A 17,597-nucleotide genomic window follows, 5' to 3' on the forward strand; every position below is an offset into this window, starting at 1 on the left:
TCATCATATCAACATGTGAGACCCTTTTATTTTCATGGCGCTATAGCACAATGGATCTCATTTTAAATGTACAACCCAATGTGTTTTCCGAACCAAAGTTATATTAATTACTGTAAATGTATAAATTGCATTCATACTATTACAAAAAACATTAATTTTTTTACCTAAACCATAACGTTGATCTAAATCAAATAAACCAACACTAATACTTTTGCTCTTCAGGATTTTCTTTGCTTTTGAGTTAACATTCAGTTCACTCACCTCCATGCTCTGTTAAAATTTCGAGCTAAAGTTTCGTTATATAGTGAACAAATGACCTGTTGTGTATTATAGCGATAGAACTCTGATAAGACTTTAGCTGTTGAATCAAAAGTAATCATGTATTCAGTTAATCCCACTAAATGAACCAATGGAGCATTTGCGCTAATGAATAAATTAATACCAATAGCATTACAGCCAATTAATTGTTGTACTGCATCCATATACTTTTTAGTAAGACGATCAAATGCTGTAATAACTAAAATTAGCAGCTTCCCTGACCCTCTACTTTCTCCTAATTTCTTCTTCGCTCTTTTCAAAGATACAAGACAATCAGCTTCACTATCATATTTATTAAAATCTAAATGGCAGCTCACTATATCTTCATGATCTAGCATATCTTTCATTTCTTTCTGAAATTCTAAACTTAAATCATATTCTCCAACGACTAAATATCCCGTAGGATATTTTCTTTTTGTTGTTATAACACCTGCAATTTTTTTTACATACCTTTCACGGTGTTCCTTTCCCATATTACTTACTCCCTTTATACGCAGCTTGTTCAATTTTTTCAGAAGCTACCTTCTCATACAATTTAATATTTGATCAGCTTAATTCTACATAAAACCATTTTCAATCATAAAACGATTAAAAATTAAAGGTCTATATTTATACCTTCACAAATGCAAGAAGGAGATTCTTCATTTGCAAAAGGGACGATTAGTCTCGTTTCGCCCACTCGCTAAAGGAATGAATGTACAATTAATCGCTCAGGAATACTCCGTCATGGCGCTATGATCTAACTATGATCTAATGTACAGCAGTCCTCTAAGTAATTTGTAGTGCGTAATGCCCTACAAGATAGACCACCACTAGTTGCTTTCTTACAAGCGGTACTTATGACCCTCAGGGTTTATTCGTGTCTTTCTTCTCCCTAATCACGAAATGGAGTGGCAAACAGTGGTCGTGGCACTCCCCCAGCATCTATATATAATTTTCAAAGGACAATCGGGATCATCTTAACCTAACTAAGAGAGTGTAATTATTTGATAGGATTAAATCCTCATAATGCCATCCCTTATCGATTCCAAAACTTCAAATGATCCCAGGTGCATTTAAATTTCATGCACAATTAAATGATCAAATATTTAATTACTAACTAACTTTATTTGCTTTTTTAATAAATTTAACTTCCATCAATTTAGCATTAGTTTTAGATTTTTTTGCGATTATAACGCCATAGCTGTTTCTCACACATTTTATATACCTAAACATTCTAGCTAGGGGAATTTCACGCTTTCCCATTGGATCATACAGATTGCCATTATCCAATACGATATATTCTTGCCCTTGAAAAGTACTAATTGAATGAGCCTTTCTTACTAAAGCACCAGTATCCATTTCTTGTACAACTTTTAAACTATGTGTTTTTTTACTAAATTCTTTTGCACGCATGATCATCTTCTCCAATCTTTAATTTTTATATTTAACAGCCGATTTTCTCAGGATCAGCTGTCCATCTAACAACAAGTTTTTCAACTCAACCAAGAATCACATAACTCTTAAAACAAATTTCAAGGCGAGCATTATAAAATTTTCAATGCAGTCTACGGATAAAAAAACAAAAAAGGCGTAAACTAATGTGTTTTAGTTTACGCCTTTTTCTTCCTATCCGAAGAACCACTTCTTGAAGAATAGCCGAGCAAAACCAATAATATTTGCCAGTAAAATCGCGCAAGTATACCCTTGTATAAACACACGAAACAGTATAATATTATTGATGTTGCATCTAGTTATGCTTCATCAAAGTGGGCGGCCTTTCTAAAACACCTTTATTGTTTTAAGAAGGTCGAAAGTAATAGGAGCTCCAACTCTTATTGCTTTCTGCCCATGTACTATGTAATTGTTAGTAGTTCGCTTGTTAGATGTTCTTACAAACAATCTATCACAAACAAGATTACAACTATTGAACAATATCGTCAATCCATATTTTCTTAAAAATTGTAACATCTAACCAAATTACATATCATAAATCTTCGGAAAATCCTATGTTATCAGTACATCAGATAACTTGGATTTTTTTTTTGTAATTTTAAAAATACAAAAAAATTAAACGTAATTTTAGAACACTTGTTCTTATTCTAACACTAATTTCACATTTTGACGATAGTAAATTGTTTTATCCAAATATAGTTTATTAATTAAGATTCAGGTGATAACCATAGTTTGTGAATAATTCACAATGATTTCACGTATTTCAAATTCGATATTTAGGAAATATCCCTAAAAACAACGAATGCGATTGCCTCTATTGAGACAATCGCATTCAAATTATTTAAAGGTTACCCGATTCCGCCACCAGGATCTCCCATTCTAGCTACTAATTGTTCTGAATCTTTTTTAACTATATTGTTTGGTTGCTCTTTACTACCAGCAGCAGTATAAATAATTCCTGCCGCAAGAACTATACTTGTTAATACAAATAATAATTTCTTCATATAGCACCACCTTCATATATTATACCATTTTTATTAAATTCTACCACCATTTTTTTAGGAAACTTGCAATAGAACCTATTACCAGCGCACTCAAACAGCGCAATTGCCTTTTCAATTAAAGTAATATCATTCTTCGCCATTCCCAAATAACAATATTGCATTGGAGTTAAAAAACCATTTTTCTTTTCTAGATCATTAAGAATAGTAACTGCATTTTTGTAATTCCCCTTAATGATCTCTAAAAGAGATTCCTCAGCAGGATGATATATTTTGATTCTATCCAAATCTTTTTTATTAACTAGCTTAATAAATGCATACGTATTAAGAATTTCTTGTCGTCTTTGTTTCTCTCTCTCAAAGTAATATGGCTCTAATTGTTCCAAGGACTCTTTTATATACTTAGATGCACTTTCGTAGCAATCAAAAGTAAACGACTCCGCTAGATATACAAGAGCAGAAGCTCTTAAAAGATTAAAACAACTCTCAGAATCTTCTAGTTCTAAAATCTCATGGCATGTACTTCTAAGATTTTCGAGTTTGTCCTGGACTAAGTATGCAAATGACAAGCACTCTTTTATTCTGCCTAAATAAGCTATTTTAATAAAACTATCGGATATATCTTCAACTTTTGGTAGTAAGACATCAGCATATTCGAATAACGAGGTGTATGTTTCTAAATCACACATAGTATAGCAAGTTAATATGCCATATAGGATCTTCATTTCCTTTGTTTTAATGACCTTGCTACCTTTACGATCTTCAAGCCTATCCAACAATTCTTGCTTCGCAATGACACCGCTGCTACGCTGCCATACCAATTCATATACATAAGCCCATTCTCGATTCATTGCAAGAGCTGAATTCTTTTCCTGATCTACAATAAATTTCAACAACAGTAGATCACCTTTAGCATTTGCATACTCCATAGCAATTCTAAGATTCTTTTTACTTGTTGTAACTGAACAAAAGGCACATAACAACTTACGCTTTTTGTTAATGTCATTCTCGTATAATATGTCCAGTAACTTAATTAACTTCCAAAATCCAAATTGATTTTTTCCTGATAAATTCTTCGAAAATGTTCCGGGAGTAATGCCAATCTCTTTAGCAATGTCTTCCTGATTTCTCTTTTGAAAATCTATATCGTTAATAAGAGTACTTAAAAAACTGTTAAATAATTTTTTTGATTCTTCATCTTCTTTTTTTGCTTTATTATCCATAACTATTGCGCCCCTTCTGGAACAGAGACTTTTCGTTCCTATCATCGATTAATACGACATGTAACGTGAAAATTTCCCCAAAAAACCAATAGCGTTAATTCTATATGTTTATATATCTCTATGTAACTATTAGATTACCAAAAAAATATATAAAATACATCACCATATTATACTATTTCTCCCATTGTTATATTATGCAATTATGCATATATATGTTAATCGATAGAAAAAAGACCCCCAAAATAGAGGTCACATTTTAAAGTATTCTAACTCTTTTCAGTTAACATATGTGATCTAAAAAAAGCATTTGACTAATTTTACACCACATGAAAAGTATAAGAATATTCTTATACTCATAAATTTTTACATTTGACGGAAAAAGAAAAGTCTACAATTAAAATCCTACTTTTTCAATTCCTTTTTTAACCGCTTATTAGCCTGATACAAGAACGGTTTATTCTCATATATTTGATGTTTAAAATAAGAGTAGCTGCCTTTTAAAACAGTAATTTGAACCTTCTCAGACTGTAGTAATACCCAATACTTACTTTCATCAAGAACTGCACCGGTCACGTTCTTACCATTAGCAAAAAACACCGTGATTTGATCCCCTACAGAAAAAACATACTCCGTTGGCTTACTATAACCAGCTGCTTTCATTTCCTCTGTATAAAAATCATTTGTCTCTAATAATCCAGTATGCTCATCATGTAAAATATAAGATAAAGCACTCTTCATGACCGTACAGAAATTGCCCTTCTCTGTTTTGATATGCAGATAATAAGCTCCCTCAGATAATACAAATCCTTTCATTCCTTTACCATCTTTAAACGCACAAGCTATCTTTTCCCCTATATCAAACACAAATGACGTTTTCTTATCTTCAGGCGTATAATTAGGTGATCTTTCTTCGACTGACACAAACTCTTCATGCCTTATATATTTTACTTCTGCAAAGTTAACAGTTACCTGATAAGGATCACCGTCCCCCTCCACATCTAAAACACAATAATATTCTTCAATTGTTGTAACTTTCCCTTTTAACATACTTTCATGACCAAGTAACTTAATCTCTACATTAGTCCCCCTCATGAATACATAAGAATGTCTATAACGTCCCTTTTTATCACGATCTACAGAATAATTTTTACCCATATAGCACACCACCAATAGAATAGATTTCTAAAACAGTCTATATAATTTCACATACCATAAAGAGTACAGAACCCTAAATAACTCAAAATATCCCCCTAGCAATAAGTAAGTCCGTAATTATTAAACGTATAACGCTATAGCTATCTGTCCGAAAGATGTATCGTAGATATATTTATGTATTGGCACAGTGGACAATTAAAAATTAACCAGCTGGTAGCCCTTCTATTAGGCTGTATGACACGGTTTCTTCTTCCATAGCGCTATCGTTCTTTGCTTGTAGTAAGATATTACCCATTTGGGGAAACAGTTCGTTTAAATAACTTAAATAACCCTCTCTCTTTTGCCCTTTTTCACGTAATGCAAATGAAATTAACATTCCAATCGTTGAAAAACCTGTTTTTGCAGTTTTCCCTTTCCCTTCAACAGTCTTATATATTTTGTTACTCTTTTTCAGGACAGTGTTTAGGGTACTTCTAGGAATATTAATCGCTTCACATAGTTCTTTTTGTGTAAAGTATAGCACAGGTTTGTTTTTAGAATTCATTGACAGGAAAGCAATAATATCCGCTTCCCACTCATGCCAATGAGAACGTACTCGATCCTCACGTTGCTTTTTGTGTTTTCTCCAAAATGCAGCTGGTGATCTAAACGAATTAACTTGTCCAGGTGTCGCATATGTTTGAAGTAGACGATCAATGTAATCTTTGTGTGCGGCCTGGTATTTTCCTGAATATGCAGACATGACAATCCCTCTAACCTCAGCATGTTCTAAAGGTTGTTCCAGGTTGCTATTAAACTGATCCATCATATCTAGTGTTTCTTTAATTGATACTTCACTTTGGAAACATGCTAGTGACAGAGTGAAGATTGCATTGTTTCGTCCTGCTTTTGTTTGTTGTGGCGCTATATTCGTGCAGTTTATAACTTGCTTAAACCAAGCTTCTTCTACCTGTTTCGGTTGCTCTACAGGTTTGTTTTTTGAAAATGGAGTTTCAATTACGTTATTTTCACCTGGAATTGCGAAAAATTCTTTGCCTTTGTTATCATCTTGTCTCTTACTCCAATCCTGCAGCTCCTTGAAAGAATATACGTTTTCCTCAAAGAACATAATGATATTCTCTTCTGAAGGCATTCTGAAGAATCCAAAGTGATTACATGTTAAATCTACTTGTGGTAGGCTTTCAGCAAACATTTCTCTCAAGTTTTGGGAGATTCTTTTTGCTGATTTAATAGCGATATAGTTCTTTTTATTTGTTACATATACAGCTTTATCTAGCACATAATATACCTGGTAACCCTTTGTAGTTTGAAGAATCATAGTCGGCACACCAAAACCAGCATTTAACGCAACATCGTTAATCGCTGTCATTGGGAATGACTTTGAATCGATATCAATCACGAAGCAATTAATTTGCTGTAAGTTCTTTTCTGTATGCCCAACGATAGTGCGAAGACCATTCTCGCCATATGTACCAAAATTATATACATTAGGAGTCCAGTGAGAAGCTTGTCCAACATGATCCAGTGTAGCTTCCTCAGATGATAACACTACTCCTCTTGTACCAAAAGGTGCGCTTAAATCAGCTTTTTTACGAGTAATAAAAATAGATCCTTTTTTATTCTTCTTACCATTCAGCATTTTGTCTTCAAATTTCTCTTGTTTTGTAATAGATACTAGAGCAGCTTTTGAATTTTTAGATTTATATTTTCGTAAACCTTTATGAAGTATAAGATTAATAGCTTTCTGTACTGTATTCATGTTGAATCTCCTTTCTACTAGATTTAAGACAACAAAAAAAGGTGAGCAGTTATATCACTGCTCACCTTAATAAATAGACTTCCCGAATTGTATACAAAGGTAGAAAAATCCATAATTAAATACGCTAATAGATGCACTTAAATAGGGGTTTCTATCTTTACAAATCTACACTAATTAACTATACTAATAAGAGATATTTCATATCTCAATAGCATAGTTAACTAGAACGGTTTGGGAAGTTTACTCACTGATAGTGCAGTGACGTAAATGGAATACAAGATGTTTCCAGCAAATTGTATTCACCAAGAAGTAGAAATGTTTCCAGCAGATCTACTTCCTCTGTCCATGAGATTTCCAAGTCTCTTAGACAGCCGTTCTTTTTTTATTTGTTTTTTTATGTTTATGTGTCTTATATATATCCTACAAATTCTTACGAATTTCTTATGTATATTATCAAACTAAATCGAATTGCGTTGAGAAAACTTGTTGTCTATAACGTTACAACAAGTTTTTTTGTTTGTAAACAAAGAATTTCAACAAAACCGCTTCCATGTACACATGTGCACTAGTGTAAGTGTGTACATGTGTACATTTTACTTTTCCCTTTTTATTCTATTAATTAGAAAAAAATGTTTGAAACAAGACTTACACTTGTGTAAATGTTCACATGTGTAAATGTGTAAAAAAATATTCGTATCAATCTTTAAAAACCTTGTTATATCAACGTTTCTCTTTCACCAGTGAACTTGTGTAAATGTGGACATGTGTAAATGTGTAAATATATGTTGATATTTTTTTAGTAGGATAGTATAATTGCATTAAGAAGTTTTTACACATGTGAACTCGTGTAAATGTGGACATGTGTAAATGGACAAAAAGTTTTTTTGGAGGGATACATATGAAATTAAAAAGACCGTTAACTATCACTGTCGCAAATAGTAAAGGTGGCGTTGGTAAATCTACTATTGTAAGACACTTATCTTATCATTTAGCTTTAAAAGGATATAAAGTACTGACAGTTGATATGGACCCACAGGCTAATACAACAAAAACAATGATCTTAACAAAAAAAAGAATTAATGATGAATACTTCGCTTTCGACAAAACATTAATGAGAGCTGTACAAGATGGTAGTTTAGAAGACATGCAGTTGAATATAATGGAGAATTTAGATTTACTTCCTTCCCATAGTGACTTCGAAAACTTCGAAGCATTACTAACATCAAGATTCGGTCATACTGATTCTTCTGATCCTAACTATCATCAAGTAGAAACTAATAAGATCAATTACTTTAGACACTTATTAGAACCTTTAAAACAAAATTATGACTTTGTTATCATTGACAGTCCACCTACAGCATCTTATTATACAAAAAGCTCTGCAATGGCAAGTGACTATGTACTCGTAGCGTTCCAAACACAAAGTGATAGTTTAGATGGTGCTAATGATTATATCGGACGATTTCTAAAAAAATTAGTAGAAGAATTTAATGCTCCACTTGATGTAATTGGCGTTTTACCAAATCAATTACATAGTTCCGGTAAAATCGATGCTACAGTACTTCAAGATGCAAAAGACATTTTTGGAGAAAATAATTTATTTAGAAATTTAATACCTTACGCTAAAAGAATTCAAAGCATTCCACGTATCGGCTTAAATAAAGATCAATATTGGGATAAGAAGTTATTTAATGAAGTTTTCGAACCATTTGCAGATGAATTTTTAGAACGAATTGAAAAGATGGAGGAATTGAGCAATGAGTAAAAATATGGGTTTTTTTAACAAAAAGGAGGGTGGAGAGAACCCCAGTGATAAAAATAAAGGAGGGAAAATAGATGTTGGCTATAAAGCTGATATCACTCCCTCTACCCCTTATGATCCAAGTCTACCTGCAAAAGCAACTTTGGTGAATGGAGATAAACGTGGTACTATTCGAATGCCTTTAGAGACTAAACACGAATTCGATGCATTGCTTGAGATTTCAGAGTATCAATATGCTTATGAACTGCTTGGTGAAATGCATGACTTGTATATAAATAAATTGTCAGCTGAAGAGCTTAGATTATTCCACGCACAACATGAAAATATTAAGCGTAAAGCTGCTCTTAAAGAAGCTAAGAAACAACAAAAGAAATAAAAATAACATGTGTAAATGTGTACATGTGGTCTTTTACACATTTACACATGTTATGCCTACATAAAACATATAGAGTCATATAATCCCTTTATATCAGTGTTGTAGTGATAAACCGCTATATTTTTTTAACTTAATTTTGTGCACATGTGTACAAATCCACATGTGCACAATCAGAAAGGAGCGATAACCATGCGAACCCTTAGTATTATAGGATTAGTTGTCATAGCTTTAGTATTTTTTAATGTAATTTCTCTACATACAATCGGAACATTATCTCTCATAATGGGACTTTTAATAGCGCTCTTAATTGGTGCTTACTTCCTATATAATATAATTCTTAGCTTCCTGGCACTATTTACTACTATCGTTGGAATTATCTTGGTTATCTGCTTAATATCTTATGCTTTTCTAATCTAATGTATCTAACCCCTGGGAGGATCTATATGAATCTTAATGAAGAATTAAAGACCATTCTTAGATGTAAAAAGTTATTATCTGAAGCTTATTCAGTTGGAGGAGGTGAGGAAATTGAGTTTATTCGTAAAGGTCATATCTATATGTACTTCGCCATTACTTCACCATATAACGAGACACGTTATTATCGAATAGACGATTCATTGGATACGGATCAACTAAAAGGAAATAAGTGGCTATATTCCATGACTATATAGCGCTATAGCTCTTGAGAAAGGAGAACATGAATGACAATACCTAAGAGAAAACAAATTCTAGAAGCTACTATTAATGCCCAGGTATCTCAAAACTATCAAGACTGCCAAGAGTGGATCAATGAAACCCTAAGAATAATGGCTAAGGGTACAAAACTTGAGAAAGATGTCAATTGGGCTTTAGAAGTATGCCATAACTATAGACGCTTATCACCAACTCAAAATACATATATATAAGGAGAATCACACAATGACACACACACAAACAGTTATATCTAACGAAGAGGTTGATATGTTAAAAACGCTATCTCATCCAGCTCGTGTTCAAATCATAACAATTCTTATGAGACACAGTATATTAAATGTTTCAGAGCTTGTTAACATACTACAAATGCCACAGGCTACAGTTTCACAGCATTTATCTAAAATGAAAGGAAAGATATTAGGATACGATAGAAGAGGTTTAGAAGTGTATTACTACATAAATAACCCTAAAGTTCCACAGATCATTGAGATTTTATCACCTACTGTTAAGTAATTTTATTGTAAAAGGAGAATCAGAATATGAGCACTATAAAAGAAAATCAAAAGCCACTATCTTTCTTTGATTTGTTTTTCAAAAATCATCCTATAGAAAATGATGTATTTGTTATTGAAGCAAATGAAAAATATTTCTTTTTCGAACACGATACTGTTATTGATATGATTAAAAATTTCACACAAAAAGATCAGGATTACATCAGAAGACAGCTGCAACTTTACAATTACTTAAATCAAGACCTTAGAATCTGCTTAATACAAATTGCATCCGACTACATAAGAAGGCTTATAGGAAACCATAAAAAAACAGACTGTAAGATCCTACCCCTACAATCTGTCATTCATTGCAATTAAAGAATACAGAGGTTCTCTAACGCAATATACCCATTTAAAATTATACTATAATTCTACACCACTTGTAACTAAAAGGAGTCGAATACATCGACTCCTTTTTTTACCTAATTACACTGTGTCATTTTAGAATACAAATATTCTTTTAATCGAAATGTATAAACCAAACAATTTATGGAAAATAATTACAATATAAACATAAGAGAGTGAGGGTTATTTTATTATGGATAAAAAAAAAAATGAGCATGAGGTAGAAAAAGTAACGGATGAAAAAAAAGTTAAGCAAGATGGAGAAAAGGTGACGGAGAAAAATATTCAAAAATTTGCAGATAACCATTTCAACTCTAATAAAGCAAGAACAGTAGTAGTGAGATTTGTCATGCAAATTCATGACGAAAATGAGGATGAAGAAAATAAAGAAGGCAAATAACAAAAAAACTTTTAAAATTAAATAATCGCAACCAAGTAAAGATAATTTTTATACTTCTAAATTGGGAGGTTTTTTCATGATTCCTAACCTACGTCCAGAACCAAAAACAAATTTACCTTTCCTTAATGCAAAAGTTATTCTTTCAAATATGGATCAACTAATACACTTTTTTTATAAAACAGATCTATTAATTACCGAGAAAAATCGAAAGGAACTATTCTTTCAAGCTTTAAACACACTTCAAAAGACAAAAATTCCATTTGAAAATCAAAACGTGATAATCCAATTTGAGAATAAGGTAGTTTGCAACCATCTTATAGAAAGTAATGTGATTCCAGAGGAAGCTACTAGGGGAAACATACATATCTTTAGTGAACAAAATAGGGAAAAGATTCTTTACAATATAAAAAAAGCTCTAGAATTGATACAAATACTTCATCCAGATCTGCACCGTCTTATTAACTTATTAATTGGTGCAATCTGCTGTTTTAAAGTCAAAGGATTTGGTGGAGGTTCTGTATCAAGTAGCCTTGGATTAATTTGGTTAAATCCCTCAAAAAAATGGTCAGTAATCGATTATGCAGATGCTATATATCATGAATTTATTCATAACAGTCTTTTCTTCGATGATATGATAAATTGTATATTTCCAGACCCTAATGCTTGCGAAGATGAAGAAGCTCATGTTATATCAGCCATTCGCAAGCAAAGACGTCCCCTAGATCGATCATATCATGCTGCTTGTGTAGCGATAGGACTAATGCATTACTACTATCTTTTAAGTGATGACAAAAAATCGATGTCCTTTCTACCACACCTTCGGCAAACTATTTTGGAAATGAATACAAAAACATCATATCTCGGACCAAGAGGTATAGAAACATTAGAAGCCATGAATAACTTTATTACATATCAAGATTTAGACAGCATCACAGAGTCTTTGAATATAGTATAAGTATTATAAAAACAATAAATCATCTATTAAGACAATTACACTAACATCTTTTGTATCGAAATAGGAAAGAGCATTCCAGATGGAATGCTCTTTTTTAAGTGCATAGCTAATTATTTCTTAACTTCAGCCCACTTATAGTTAAATTCCCCGCCAAAATCATTCGTCACTATACCTTTTACAGAAGAACGCTGCAAATATGATCTACCTTGCTGATAGAAAGGCGCTACTGCTCCATCTTCTAATAAGATTTTCTCTGCTTGTTTCATTGCTTCCCAACGTGCCTTTTCATCGCCCGCTAAGTCAATTTTCACCTTATGAATTAGTTCATCATATTGCTTGTTTGAATACTTATCAAAGTTATATGTACTATCTGTCGTAAATAAATCTAAAAATGTAATAGGATCAGGAATATCCGGTCCCCATACATCAACACCTATGTCATAATCGCTACTTAATAACAATTCAATTTGTTGTTTACGTGGCTGCGGTTTAACATTCACGGTTAATCCGTTCAAATTCTTTTCCAGCTCACCTTTTAGATACTCTGCATTCTTCTTTGCTAACGCATTATCACTTGTTAGCAATTCTAATATTACTTCCTCTTTCCCTAGCTCTTGCTTGGCCTTATTCCAGTCTTCCTTCGCTGCATCCACATCATATTTCGCTAAGTTCCCATTCTCTTTTCGGAAGTCTTTTCCGTCCGATCCCTTTGCAAAATTAAGCGGCACAATTCCTTCCGCTGGAAGTGAACCATTGTTTAATACGGTTTCCGTAAAAGCTTTCTTATCAAATGACTTACTGATTGCCAATCTTGCATATTTATTTTTTAATACCTCATTTTTTTGGTTCAAACGTAAAAACTGCATAGTAACTTCAGGGCGCTCCTTGAAGTCAGGACTATTTCTATATTTGTCTACAAAATCTCCTGTTAACCCTACACGATCTATTTGACCCGATTCATATAAATTCACTTCTGTTGACTTATCTTTTATAATATCAAAGTTAATTTCGTCTAATTTAACTGTTTGAGCATCCCAATAACTTTTATTCTTCTTAAATTGAAAACCTTGCTCATGCTTCCAATTATCCAGCGTAAATGCCCCATTATAAATTAACTGATCTGCTTCTAGACCATATTGATTCCCTTTTGATTTAAAATACTTCTCGTTTATTGGTAAAAACGTTGGAAACGTTGTCAAATTTATAAAGTAAGGGACGGGTTGTTCTAATTGTACTTCTAATGTTTTATTATCTACTGCTTTTACCCCTAACTGATCTACAGATAACTCTTTGCTATTTATTTTCTTAGCATTCTTTATATCAAAGAATAAAAACGAATATTCTGCTGCCGCATCGGGATTCACAGCCCTTTTCCAAGCAAACACGAAGTCTTCAGCTGTTACAGGCGTTCCGTTTGACCATTTCGATTCTCTCAAGTGAAATGTGTACGTCTTTTTATCTTCACTCACATCATAAGATTTCGCCACACCAGGAATTAATTTATTGTCTTTCCCTAGTATATACAAACCTTCAAACACATTACGCATTACATTCATTGATTCACTATCAGTTGCCTTTGTTACATCCATTGTTGGGATCTCCGCTATATACGGTAAATTAATGGATTGTTTTGTTTCTTTCTTGTCAGTTGCCTTTGCTGTATTTTTAGTCTCTTCCTCTCCACTACTACAAGCTGTTAGTAGGAAACTAGCACATAAAACAGAAGCAACAACCGATGTAACCTTTTTAAACATCTTACTTTCTTCCTCTCTACATGTACGGTTCATCTTATTAAAATATCTATATATCGGATTTTAAAGAATATCAGAAGAAAGTTTTTCATTCTCTAAACGTATTCCAGCACCTTTTCTCCTATATGTAGCATCTAAATAATAAACCTCATATTACTTTAACACTAAAAACGTAGCACTCTAGAGATTATTGTGTCAATCACTAAAATTTATTTTTAGTAAGGTATGTGAAATTATTAAAACAAAAATAAATTAGGTGCAGCAATCGAATGCCACAAACCAATACAAAGCATATAAAAACAAACACGAATAGCCCAGTATTGATTTAGGGCAAATCAACCAGGCGATTTTCACTATGTATTGTTAGTAAATCAAATAACAACATATATCCCTATGTGACATTTTTTCAGACACTTGAAATATAGAGGTGCACCAGGCTATGTATGTGCCTGATTATTCGTGACGATTTTCTGTTTCTTTTCGATTGAATACACCATGATCAGTAGCTTAACCAATCGAACTTTATGCATAAATAAAGATTCATATAACCGTGTTATAGTTATTCCCAATTCACTCTCACTTTATACTATTCGAATCTTATATAGATTAGTAAGGTATGTGAAATTATAATTTTTTATAAATAAGAAGAGCGTGAACAATACGCTCTTCTTATTTGTTATCTTGAAATTTTTCTAACTGACTTTTATGTTACTACTACTTAATAGCAGTATCTCCAATATATATATTGGTATTTTTCATTTCGACTTCAAATTTCGAACGATCACTGGATAGTAATGCAGCAATATCAAATTCATATTGGTAAAACTCATGTATTCTATTCGCTCCCACTGGAAGAGGAATTATAGTTGTATCTTTATATAAGTAAGTTGAAGGATGGACAAAATCATTATATCTATACTCCAAAGTAATAAGTCTATTACACTTATATTCATTAAACGTATTATCCCACACCGCATCTTTAAGCTGTTCATCACTTTGTCTTTCTAATATTGTACCTAATGTAACTGAAACTGATAAATCGTCTTTATAAACAATTTTATTACTCTCCACAATCCAACTATCCTCAGTTGAATTTTTAATGATCTCTATTAGTTCATTATATGACACGTTAAACCCTCATTTCTACTAAGTTATTTTCTTTATCTTATACCTATTTATAACCCACACAACCAAAACAGAATTGCAATATTCTATTACCTAAATTATACCATATCAAAATAAACTCTTCATCATATAGCGCTATACTAGTAATACGTAAAATTTTTTTTTGGTGTGTGTTTTAAAGTAACAGCCATGTAAACTGACTCTTATGTTATCAAACAGAAAGGTGCACAGCACTGTCTATTAACTACACAGATTTAGCCCTTTTTCCAGGGTATTGCTATTCAAAATCGAATGAAATAAACTATAAATAGCCGCGCGGAGCATTAAAAATTCTAAAGAAGAGAGGGAATTCAGATGAATTACATTTACATTCTATATTTCTCATTTAGTATTCCATTATTATTTTTGCCATTTATAGTGCGGCAGAAATTAGATTTACAACTTATCGAATTATACTTAACTATTAATTTTAATAAAGATAACATGTTTAACCCATTACTATGCGGTATAACAAGTTTCTTGATTGGGTATATGCTTTTAACATCCATTGATTTTATTTCGGTTACGATCGCAACTCTCTTAACGATCAAATTCTTTCACAAACTATTAACAACAGTACCAAAAACTATTTCGAACATTTAACATAAAAACAAAAAGCCTGACTTATACAAGCCAGGCTTTTTGTTTCATCAATATACTATAAGACTATCACTCTAATTTTCTCGCAATCGCATAAATAACCGGTACACTAACAGAATTACCTGCTTGTCGGTACAATTGTGTATCTGAGTTTACTTCCTTTGCACAATCAAACGCCCAACCTGGAAACCCCTGAAGCGACCAACACTCTTTGGGTGCAAGCCGCCTAACTCTAAAATCCTTTGTTAGTACAGCCTGATTACAAGCTGTATCTAACGTTTGAGCAACACCTTTTCCTACCCTTCCTCTTCTAGTCTTACTTCCTGGAACAGAGTAATTAATACTATCCCCTACTTCAGCTTCTGCATAACCTACTTTTGTAGCTTCTTTAATACGTATTTTATAACTTTCCATTATTTACACTCTCCATTTTACTTTTTCTATTTAAGCTGCCTTTTGATTAGGAAGTACAATTTTAGGTGCATCTTTGCAAGTGATTGTAGGCGATATTCCCATAGGATCACACAGCTCTCCCCCTCTTCTCCAACCGCTAGAATTGGTATTTCCTATTACTTTAATACGATTTTGCGCAGCTTCTCTTCTGATAGGAAATACTTTTCTTGTACGTTTTGTTCGAGAATGTCCAATAATGAATACTCGTTCTCGATTTTGTGGCACTGGTCTTTCTGCTGTAGAGAAGTCTCTAGTGTTGAGCAAAAACCATTCCGCATCATACCCTGCTTCATCCAAACTAATGAGAATTCGGGCAAAATCCCATCCTCCATTAACTGAAAAGAGGTTTTTAACGTTTTCAATGAACAAGTATTTAGGTTTATCTTCTTCCTTTTGGCTTTTGAGAAGTTCAATCGTTTTGTAAAATAGTCCAGATCTTGAACCTGCAAGTCCTGTAGCTCTTCCTGATGCAATTGAAATATCGGTGCATGGAAATCCAAAAGTCCACACGTCTGCTTTTGGTATTGCTCCTGGTTTAATGTTGTTAATATCATGTTCTGTCCATTCCCCTCTAGTATTATGTATAGCTTCATATGATTTTCTAGCAAACTTATCCCATTCAACATAACCAATACATTTATGGGATGCTTCCTCCATTCCTAATCTAAAACCACCTATACCAGCGAAGAAATCTATAAATGTTAATGACAAACAAATCCACTCCTTTTATTAATCTATTAGTTATGAAATAAATGAAACAAAAAAGACTGCAAACTAGTATCTTTCACTAGCTTGCAGCCTTCGATTTTTTCGTTTCGGCTAATCTTAATGTTTTTGTTTCCCTCAGCATAATAGGAACTGAATTACAATATTGTATTTGAATTTCTCCAAACCCCGAATCAGGTGGAGAAAAATACGTTGAATCCCCTTTAGAATCAATAATATATATTCCTTCTTTATTCATTTTACCCCTCCATAAAAACCTCACCCAAATCACTAACACTACATTTAGTGATTCCTTAATTAAATATTACTATATGTAGAGAATTATTACAAATATTTTCTATAAATTAATATGACAATTTATAGATTTAAATAAAAAAATAAAGCATATTTTTCCATTTCATATAAATTGAAAATCTAGAATCAACTTAGGTTACTCACTTTTATACAAACAAAATAAGAAGTGTGGGAAAACTACTAGTAAAAAAGAATAATATAACTTGAACAAGGGTATACCTAAAAAGAGGATAATATAATAGTATATTACACTTTCTTTTAAACATTATAAAAATAGGAGTGGTTATTGTGGGACAAGCAAAAAAAGACCTAGCTAACAAAGAATTCAAAGAAGCTCAACAACGTAAAGCAATAGAAGGAAAAGGATTTAAATATTGTGTAGAATGTGATTTACCTTTCAAATCTCTTTATGGTTCAATTATTTGTGATGATTGTTTCAAAGCAAAAACGAGTTCATAACAAAAATCTCAGCTCAATTGAGTTGAGATCTTTGTTACTCTACACCTACCAAAACTTCCACCATGACTTTTTCTTTGCTGCCGCTATTTCTTCTTGGGCTGATACAATAGTACGTTTTGCTTCTTGAATCTCTCTGACCATCTTCATAAGATTATCATCCCTTAGCTCTAACCTCTTT

The 17,597-nt window shown here is 32.5% G+C and carries 24 protein-coding genes; 11 read left to right on the top strand and 13 right to left on the bottom strand.

Annotation, left to right across the window (positions count from 1 at the left end):
- Positions 1 to 57: 57 nt before the first annotated feature.
- The 7 genes from CER22_RS34145 to CER22_RS25580 all read right to left on the bottom strand — a co-directional run bounded on the left by CER22_RS34145 (position 58) and on the right by CER22_RS25580 (position 6,890).
- Positions 58 to 267, bottom strand: coding sequence for a hypothetical protein (locus CER22_RS34145; RefSeq protein ID WP_014990445.1), 210 nt, complete (start codon positions 265 to 267; stop codon positions 58 to 60).
- Entirely contained in the window at positions 258 to 791 is a 534-nt protein-coding gene (locus tag CER22_RS25560) for a hypothetical protein (protein WP_088609939.1), read from the bottom strand. The genes CER22_RS34145 and CER22_RS25560 overlap by 10 nt, the downstream gene beginning before the upstream one ends.
- Positions 792 to 1,413: 622 nt before the next feature.
- Positions 1,414 to 1,713 carry a hypothetical protein gene (locus tag CER22_RS25565; RefSeq protein WP_001201720.1) on the bottom strand — a complete coding sequence of 100 codons (300 nt, stop codon included), beginning with the start codon at positions 1,711 to 1,713 and terminating at the stop codon, positions 1,414 to 1,416.
- Positions 1,714 to 2,600: 887 nt separating this feature from the next.
- Positions 2,601 to 2,756, bottom strand: coding sequence for a hypothetical protein (locus CER22_RS33255; protein WP_000734599.1), 156 nt, complete (start codon positions 2,754 to 2,756; stop codon positions 2,601 to 2,603).
- A complete protein-coding gene (locus tag CER22_RS25570) occupies positions 2,753 to 3,976 on the bottom strand; it encodes an AimR family lysis-lysogeny pheromone receptor (RefSeq protein ID WP_142293563.1) in 1,224 nt (407 codons plus the stop codon). Before CER22_RS25570 ends, CER22_RS33255 begins: the two co-directional genes overlap by 4 nt.
- Positions 3,977 to 4,378: 402 nt before the next feature.
- Positions 4,379 to 5,131: a hypothetical protein gene (locus CER22_RS25575; RefSeq protein ID WP_142293564.1), complete on the bottom strand. Its 753-nt coding sequence runs from the start codon at positions 5,129 to 5,131 to the stop codon at positions 4,379 to 4,381.
- Between the two features lie 202 nt (positions 5,132 to 5,333).
- Positions 5,334 to 6,890, bottom strand: coding sequence for a primase C-terminal domain-containing protein (locus tag CER22_RS25580; RefSeq protein WP_088609942.1), 1,557 nt, complete (start codon positions 6,888 to 6,890; stop codon positions 5,334 to 5,336).
- Between the two features lie 898 nt (positions 6,891 to 7,788).
- Here CER22_RS25580 and CER22_RS25585 point away from each other — a divergent pair.
- The 9 genes from CER22_RS25585 (at position 7,789) to CER22_RS33830 (ending at position 11,972) form a co-directional block, all read left to right on the top strand.
- Positions 7,789 to 8,655, top strand: coding sequence for a ParA family protein (locus CER22_RS25585; protein ID WP_000769528.1), 867 nt, complete (start codon positions 7,789 to 7,791; stop codon positions 8,653 to 8,655).
- Positions 8,648 to 9,028 carry a hypothetical protein gene (locus tag CER22_RS25590; RefSeq protein WP_088609943.1) on the top strand — a complete coding sequence of 127 codons (381 nt, stop codon included), beginning with the start codon at positions 8,648 to 8,650 and terminating at the stop codon, positions 9,026 to 9,028. Before CER22_RS25585 ends, CER22_RS25590 begins: the two co-directional genes overlap by 8 nt.
- Positions 9,029 to 9,217: 189 nt before the next feature.
- Entirely contained in the window at positions 9,218 to 9,445 is a 228-nt protein-coding gene (locus CER22_RS33825; RefSeq protein ID WP_088609944.1) for a hypothetical protein, read from the top strand.
- Positions 9,446 to 9,471: 26 nt separating this feature from the next.
- The gene (locus CER22_RS25600) at positions 9,472 to 9,699 is read left to right on the top strand and encodes a hypothetical protein (RefSeq protein ID WP_088609945.1); all 228 of its coding nucleotides are present in this window, start codon (positions 9,472 to 9,474) and stop codon (positions 9,697 to 9,699) included.
- A 30-nt stretch (positions 9,700 to 9,729) separates the two neighbouring features.
- Positions 9,730 to 9,933, top strand: a complete 204-nt coding sequence (locus tag CER22_RS25605; protein WP_088609946.1) for a hypothetical protein — start codon at positions 9,730 to 9,732, stop codon at positions 9,931 to 9,933.
- Positions 9,934 to 9,946: 13 nt separating this feature from the next.
- Positions 9,947 to 10,234: an ArsR/SmtB family transcription factor gene (locus CER22_RS25610; protein WP_088609947.1), complete on the top strand. Its 288-nt coding sequence runs from the start codon at positions 9,947 to 9,949 to the stop codon at positions 10,232 to 10,234.
- A 26-nt stretch (positions 10,235 to 10,260) separates the two neighbouring features.
- Positions 10,261 to 10,590, top strand: a complete 330-nt coding sequence (locus tag CER22_RS25615) for a hypothetical protein (protein ID WP_088609948.1) — start codon at positions 10,261 to 10,263, stop codon at positions 10,588 to 10,590.
- A gap of 220 nt (positions 10,591 to 10,810) precedes the next feature.
- Positions 10,811 to 11,017: a hypothetical protein gene (locus CER22_RS25620; protein ID WP_088609949.1), complete on the top strand. Its 207-nt coding sequence runs from the start codon at positions 10,811 to 10,813 to the stop codon at positions 11,015 to 11,017.
- 76 nt (positions 11,018 to 11,093) lie between these two features.
- Positions 11,094 to 11,972, top strand: coding sequence for an aKG-HExxH-type peptide beta-hydroxylase (locus CER22_RS33830; protein WP_256943739.1), 879 nt, complete (start codon positions 11,094 to 11,096; stop codon positions 11,970 to 11,972).
- A gap of 110 nt (positions 11,973 to 12,082) precedes the next feature.
- On the opposite strand, the gene CER22_RS25630 is transcribed toward CER22_RS33830, so the two are convergent.
- Both CER22_RS25630 and CER22_RS25635 read right to left on the bottom strand, forming a co-directional pair.
- Positions 12,083 to 13,726, bottom strand: a complete 1,644-nt coding sequence (locus CER22_RS25630; RefSeq protein ID WP_088609950.1) for a peptide ABC transporter substrate-binding protein — start codon at positions 13,724 to 13,726, stop codon at positions 12,083 to 12,085.
- 711 nt (positions 13,727 to 14,437) lie between these two features.
- The gene (locus CER22_RS25635) at positions 14,438 to 14,851 is read right to left on the bottom strand and encodes a hypothetical protein (protein ID WP_088609951.1); all 414 of its coding nucleotides are present in this window, start codon (positions 14,849 to 14,851) and stop codon (positions 14,438 to 14,440) included.
- 351 nt (positions 14,852 to 15,202) lie between these two features.
- On the opposite strand from CER22_RS25635, the gene CER22_RS33545 reads away from it, so the two are divergent.
- Positions 15,203 to 15,490: a hypothetical protein gene (locus CER22_RS33545; RefSeq protein WP_142293565.1), complete on the top strand. Its 288-nt coding sequence runs from the start codon at positions 15,203 to 15,205 to the stop codon at positions 15,488 to 15,490.
- Positions 15,491 to 15,556: 66 nt separating this feature from the next.
- On the opposite strand, the gene CER22_RS33835 is transcribed toward CER22_RS33545, so the two are convergent.
- The 3 genes from CER22_RS33835 to CER22_RS33260 form a co-directional block, all read right to left on the bottom strand.
- Positions 15,557 to 15,901, bottom strand: a complete 345-nt coding sequence (locus CER22_RS33835; RefSeq protein WP_256943740.1) for a DNA cytosine methyltransferase — start codon at positions 15,899 to 15,901, stop codon at positions 15,557 to 15,559.
- A 30-nt stretch (positions 15,902 to 15,931) separates the two neighbouring features.
- Positions 15,932 to 16,651 carry a DNA cytosine methyltransferase gene (locus CER22_RS25645; protein WP_256943741.1) on the bottom strand — a complete coding sequence of 240 codons (720 nt, stop codon included), beginning with the start codon at positions 16,649 to 16,651 and terminating at the stop codon, positions 15,932 to 15,934.
- A 76-nt stretch (positions 16,652 to 16,727) separates the two neighbouring features.
- Entirely contained in the window at positions 16,728 to 16,904 is a 177-nt protein-coding gene (locus tag CER22_RS33260; RefSeq protein WP_001030996.1) for a hypothetical protein, read from the bottom strand.
- Between the two features lie 344 nt (positions 16,905 to 17,248).
- Here CER22_RS33260 and CER22_RS33265 point away from each other — a divergent pair, with 344 nt between their 5' ends.
- The gene (locus CER22_RS33265; RefSeq protein ID WP_179211939.1) at positions 17,249 to 17,419 is read left to right on the top strand and encodes a hypothetical protein; all 171 of its coding nucleotides are present in this window, start codon (positions 17,249 to 17,251) and stop codon (positions 17,417 to 17,419) included.
- 45 nt (positions 17,420 to 17,464) lie between these two features.
- Here the strand turns inward: CER22_RS33265 and CER22_RS25650 are convergent.
- Positions 17,465 to 17,597: DUF3967 domain-containing protein (locus CER22_RS25650; RefSeq protein ID WP_142293566.1), on the bottom strand; the 133-nt coding region annotated here is incomplete at its 5' end.

Origin of the sequence: Bacillus sp. K2I17, from assembly GCF_002209985.1 — a bacterium.
Lineage (GTDB): Bacteria > Bacillota > Bacilli > Bacillales > Bacillaceae_G > Bacillus_A > Bacillus_A wiedmannii.

Excerpts from the sequence above, each read along its gene's own strand:
- CER22_RS34145 (WP_014990445.1), bottom strand. The coding sequence starts at position 267 with ATGGAGGTGAGTGAACTGAATGTTAACTCAAAAGCAAAGAAAATCCTG.
- CER22_RS25560 (WP_088609939.1), bottom strand. The coding sequence starts at position 791 with ATGGGAAAGGAACACCGTGAAAGGTATGTAAAAAAAATTGCAGGTGTT.
- CER22_RS25565 (WP_001201720.1), bottom strand. The coding sequence starts at position 1,713 with ATGCGTGCAAAAGAATTTAGTAAAAAAACACATAGTTTAAAAGTTGTA.
- CER22_RS33255 (WP_000734599.1), bottom strand. The coding sequence starts at position 2,756 with ATGAAGAAATTATTATTTGTATTAACAAGTATAGTTCTTGCGGCAGGA.
- CER22_RS25570 (WP_142293563.1), bottom strand. The coding sequence starts at position 3,976 with ATGGATAATAAAGCAAAAAAAGAAGATGAAGAATCAAAAAAATTATTT.
- CER22_RS25575 (WP_142293564.1), bottom strand. The coding sequence starts at position 5,131 with ATGGGTAAAAATTATTCTGTAGATCGTGATAAAAAGGGACGTTATAGA.
- CER22_RS25580 (WP_088609942.1), bottom strand. The coding sequence starts at position 6,890 with ATGAATACAGTACAGAAAGCTATTAATCTTATACTTCATAAAGGTTTA.
- CER22_RS25585 (WP_000769528.1), top strand. The coding sequence starts at position 7,789 with ATGAAATTAAAAAGACCGTTAACTATCACTGTCGCAAATAGTAAAGGT.
- CER22_RS25590 (WP_088609943.1), top strand. The coding sequence starts at position 8,648 with ATGAGTAAAAATATGGGTTTTTTTAACAAAAAGGAGGGTGGAGAGAAC.
- CER22_RS33825 (WP_088609944.1), top strand. The coding sequence starts at position 9,218 with ATGCGAACCCTTAGTATTATAGGATTAGTTGTCATAGCTTTAGTATTT.
- CER22_RS25600 (WP_088609945.1), top strand. The coding sequence starts at position 9,472 with ATGAATCTTAATGAAGAATTAAAGACCATTCTTAGATGTAAAAAGTTA.
- CER22_RS25605 (WP_088609946.1), top strand. The coding sequence starts at position 9,730 with ATGACAATACCTAAGAGAAAACAAATTCTAGAAGCTACTATTAATGCC.
- CER22_RS25610 (WP_088609947.1), top strand. The coding sequence starts at position 9,947 with ATGACACACACACAAACAGTTATATCTAACGAAGAGGTTGATATGTTA.
- CER22_RS25615 (WP_088609948.1), top strand. The coding sequence starts at position 10,261 with ATGAGCACTATAAAAGAAAATCAAAAGCCACTATCTTTCTTTGATTTG.
- CER22_RS25620 (WP_088609949.1), top strand. The coding sequence starts at position 10,811 with ATGGATAAAAAAAAAAATGAGCATGAGGTAGAAAAAGTAACGGATGAA.
- CER22_RS33830 (WP_256943739.1), top strand. The coding sequence starts at position 11,094 with ATGATTCCTAACCTACGTCCAGAACCAAAAACAAATTTACCTTTCCTT.
- CER22_RS25630 (WP_088609950.1), bottom strand. The coding sequence starts at position 13,726 with ATGTTTAAAAAGGTTACATCGGTTGTTGCTTCTGTTTTATGTGCTAGT.
- CER22_RS33545 (WP_142293565.1), top strand. The coding sequence starts at position 15,203 with ATGAATTACATTTACATTCTATATTTCTCATTTAGTATTCCATTATTA.
- CER22_RS33835 (WP_256943740.1), bottom strand. The coding sequence starts at position 15,901 with ATGGAAAGTTATAAAATACGTATTAAAGAAGCTACAAAAGTAGGTTAT.
- CER22_RS33260 (WP_001030996.1), bottom strand. The coding sequence starts at position 16,904 with ATGAATAAAGAAGGAATATATATTATTGATTCTAAAGGGGATTCAACG.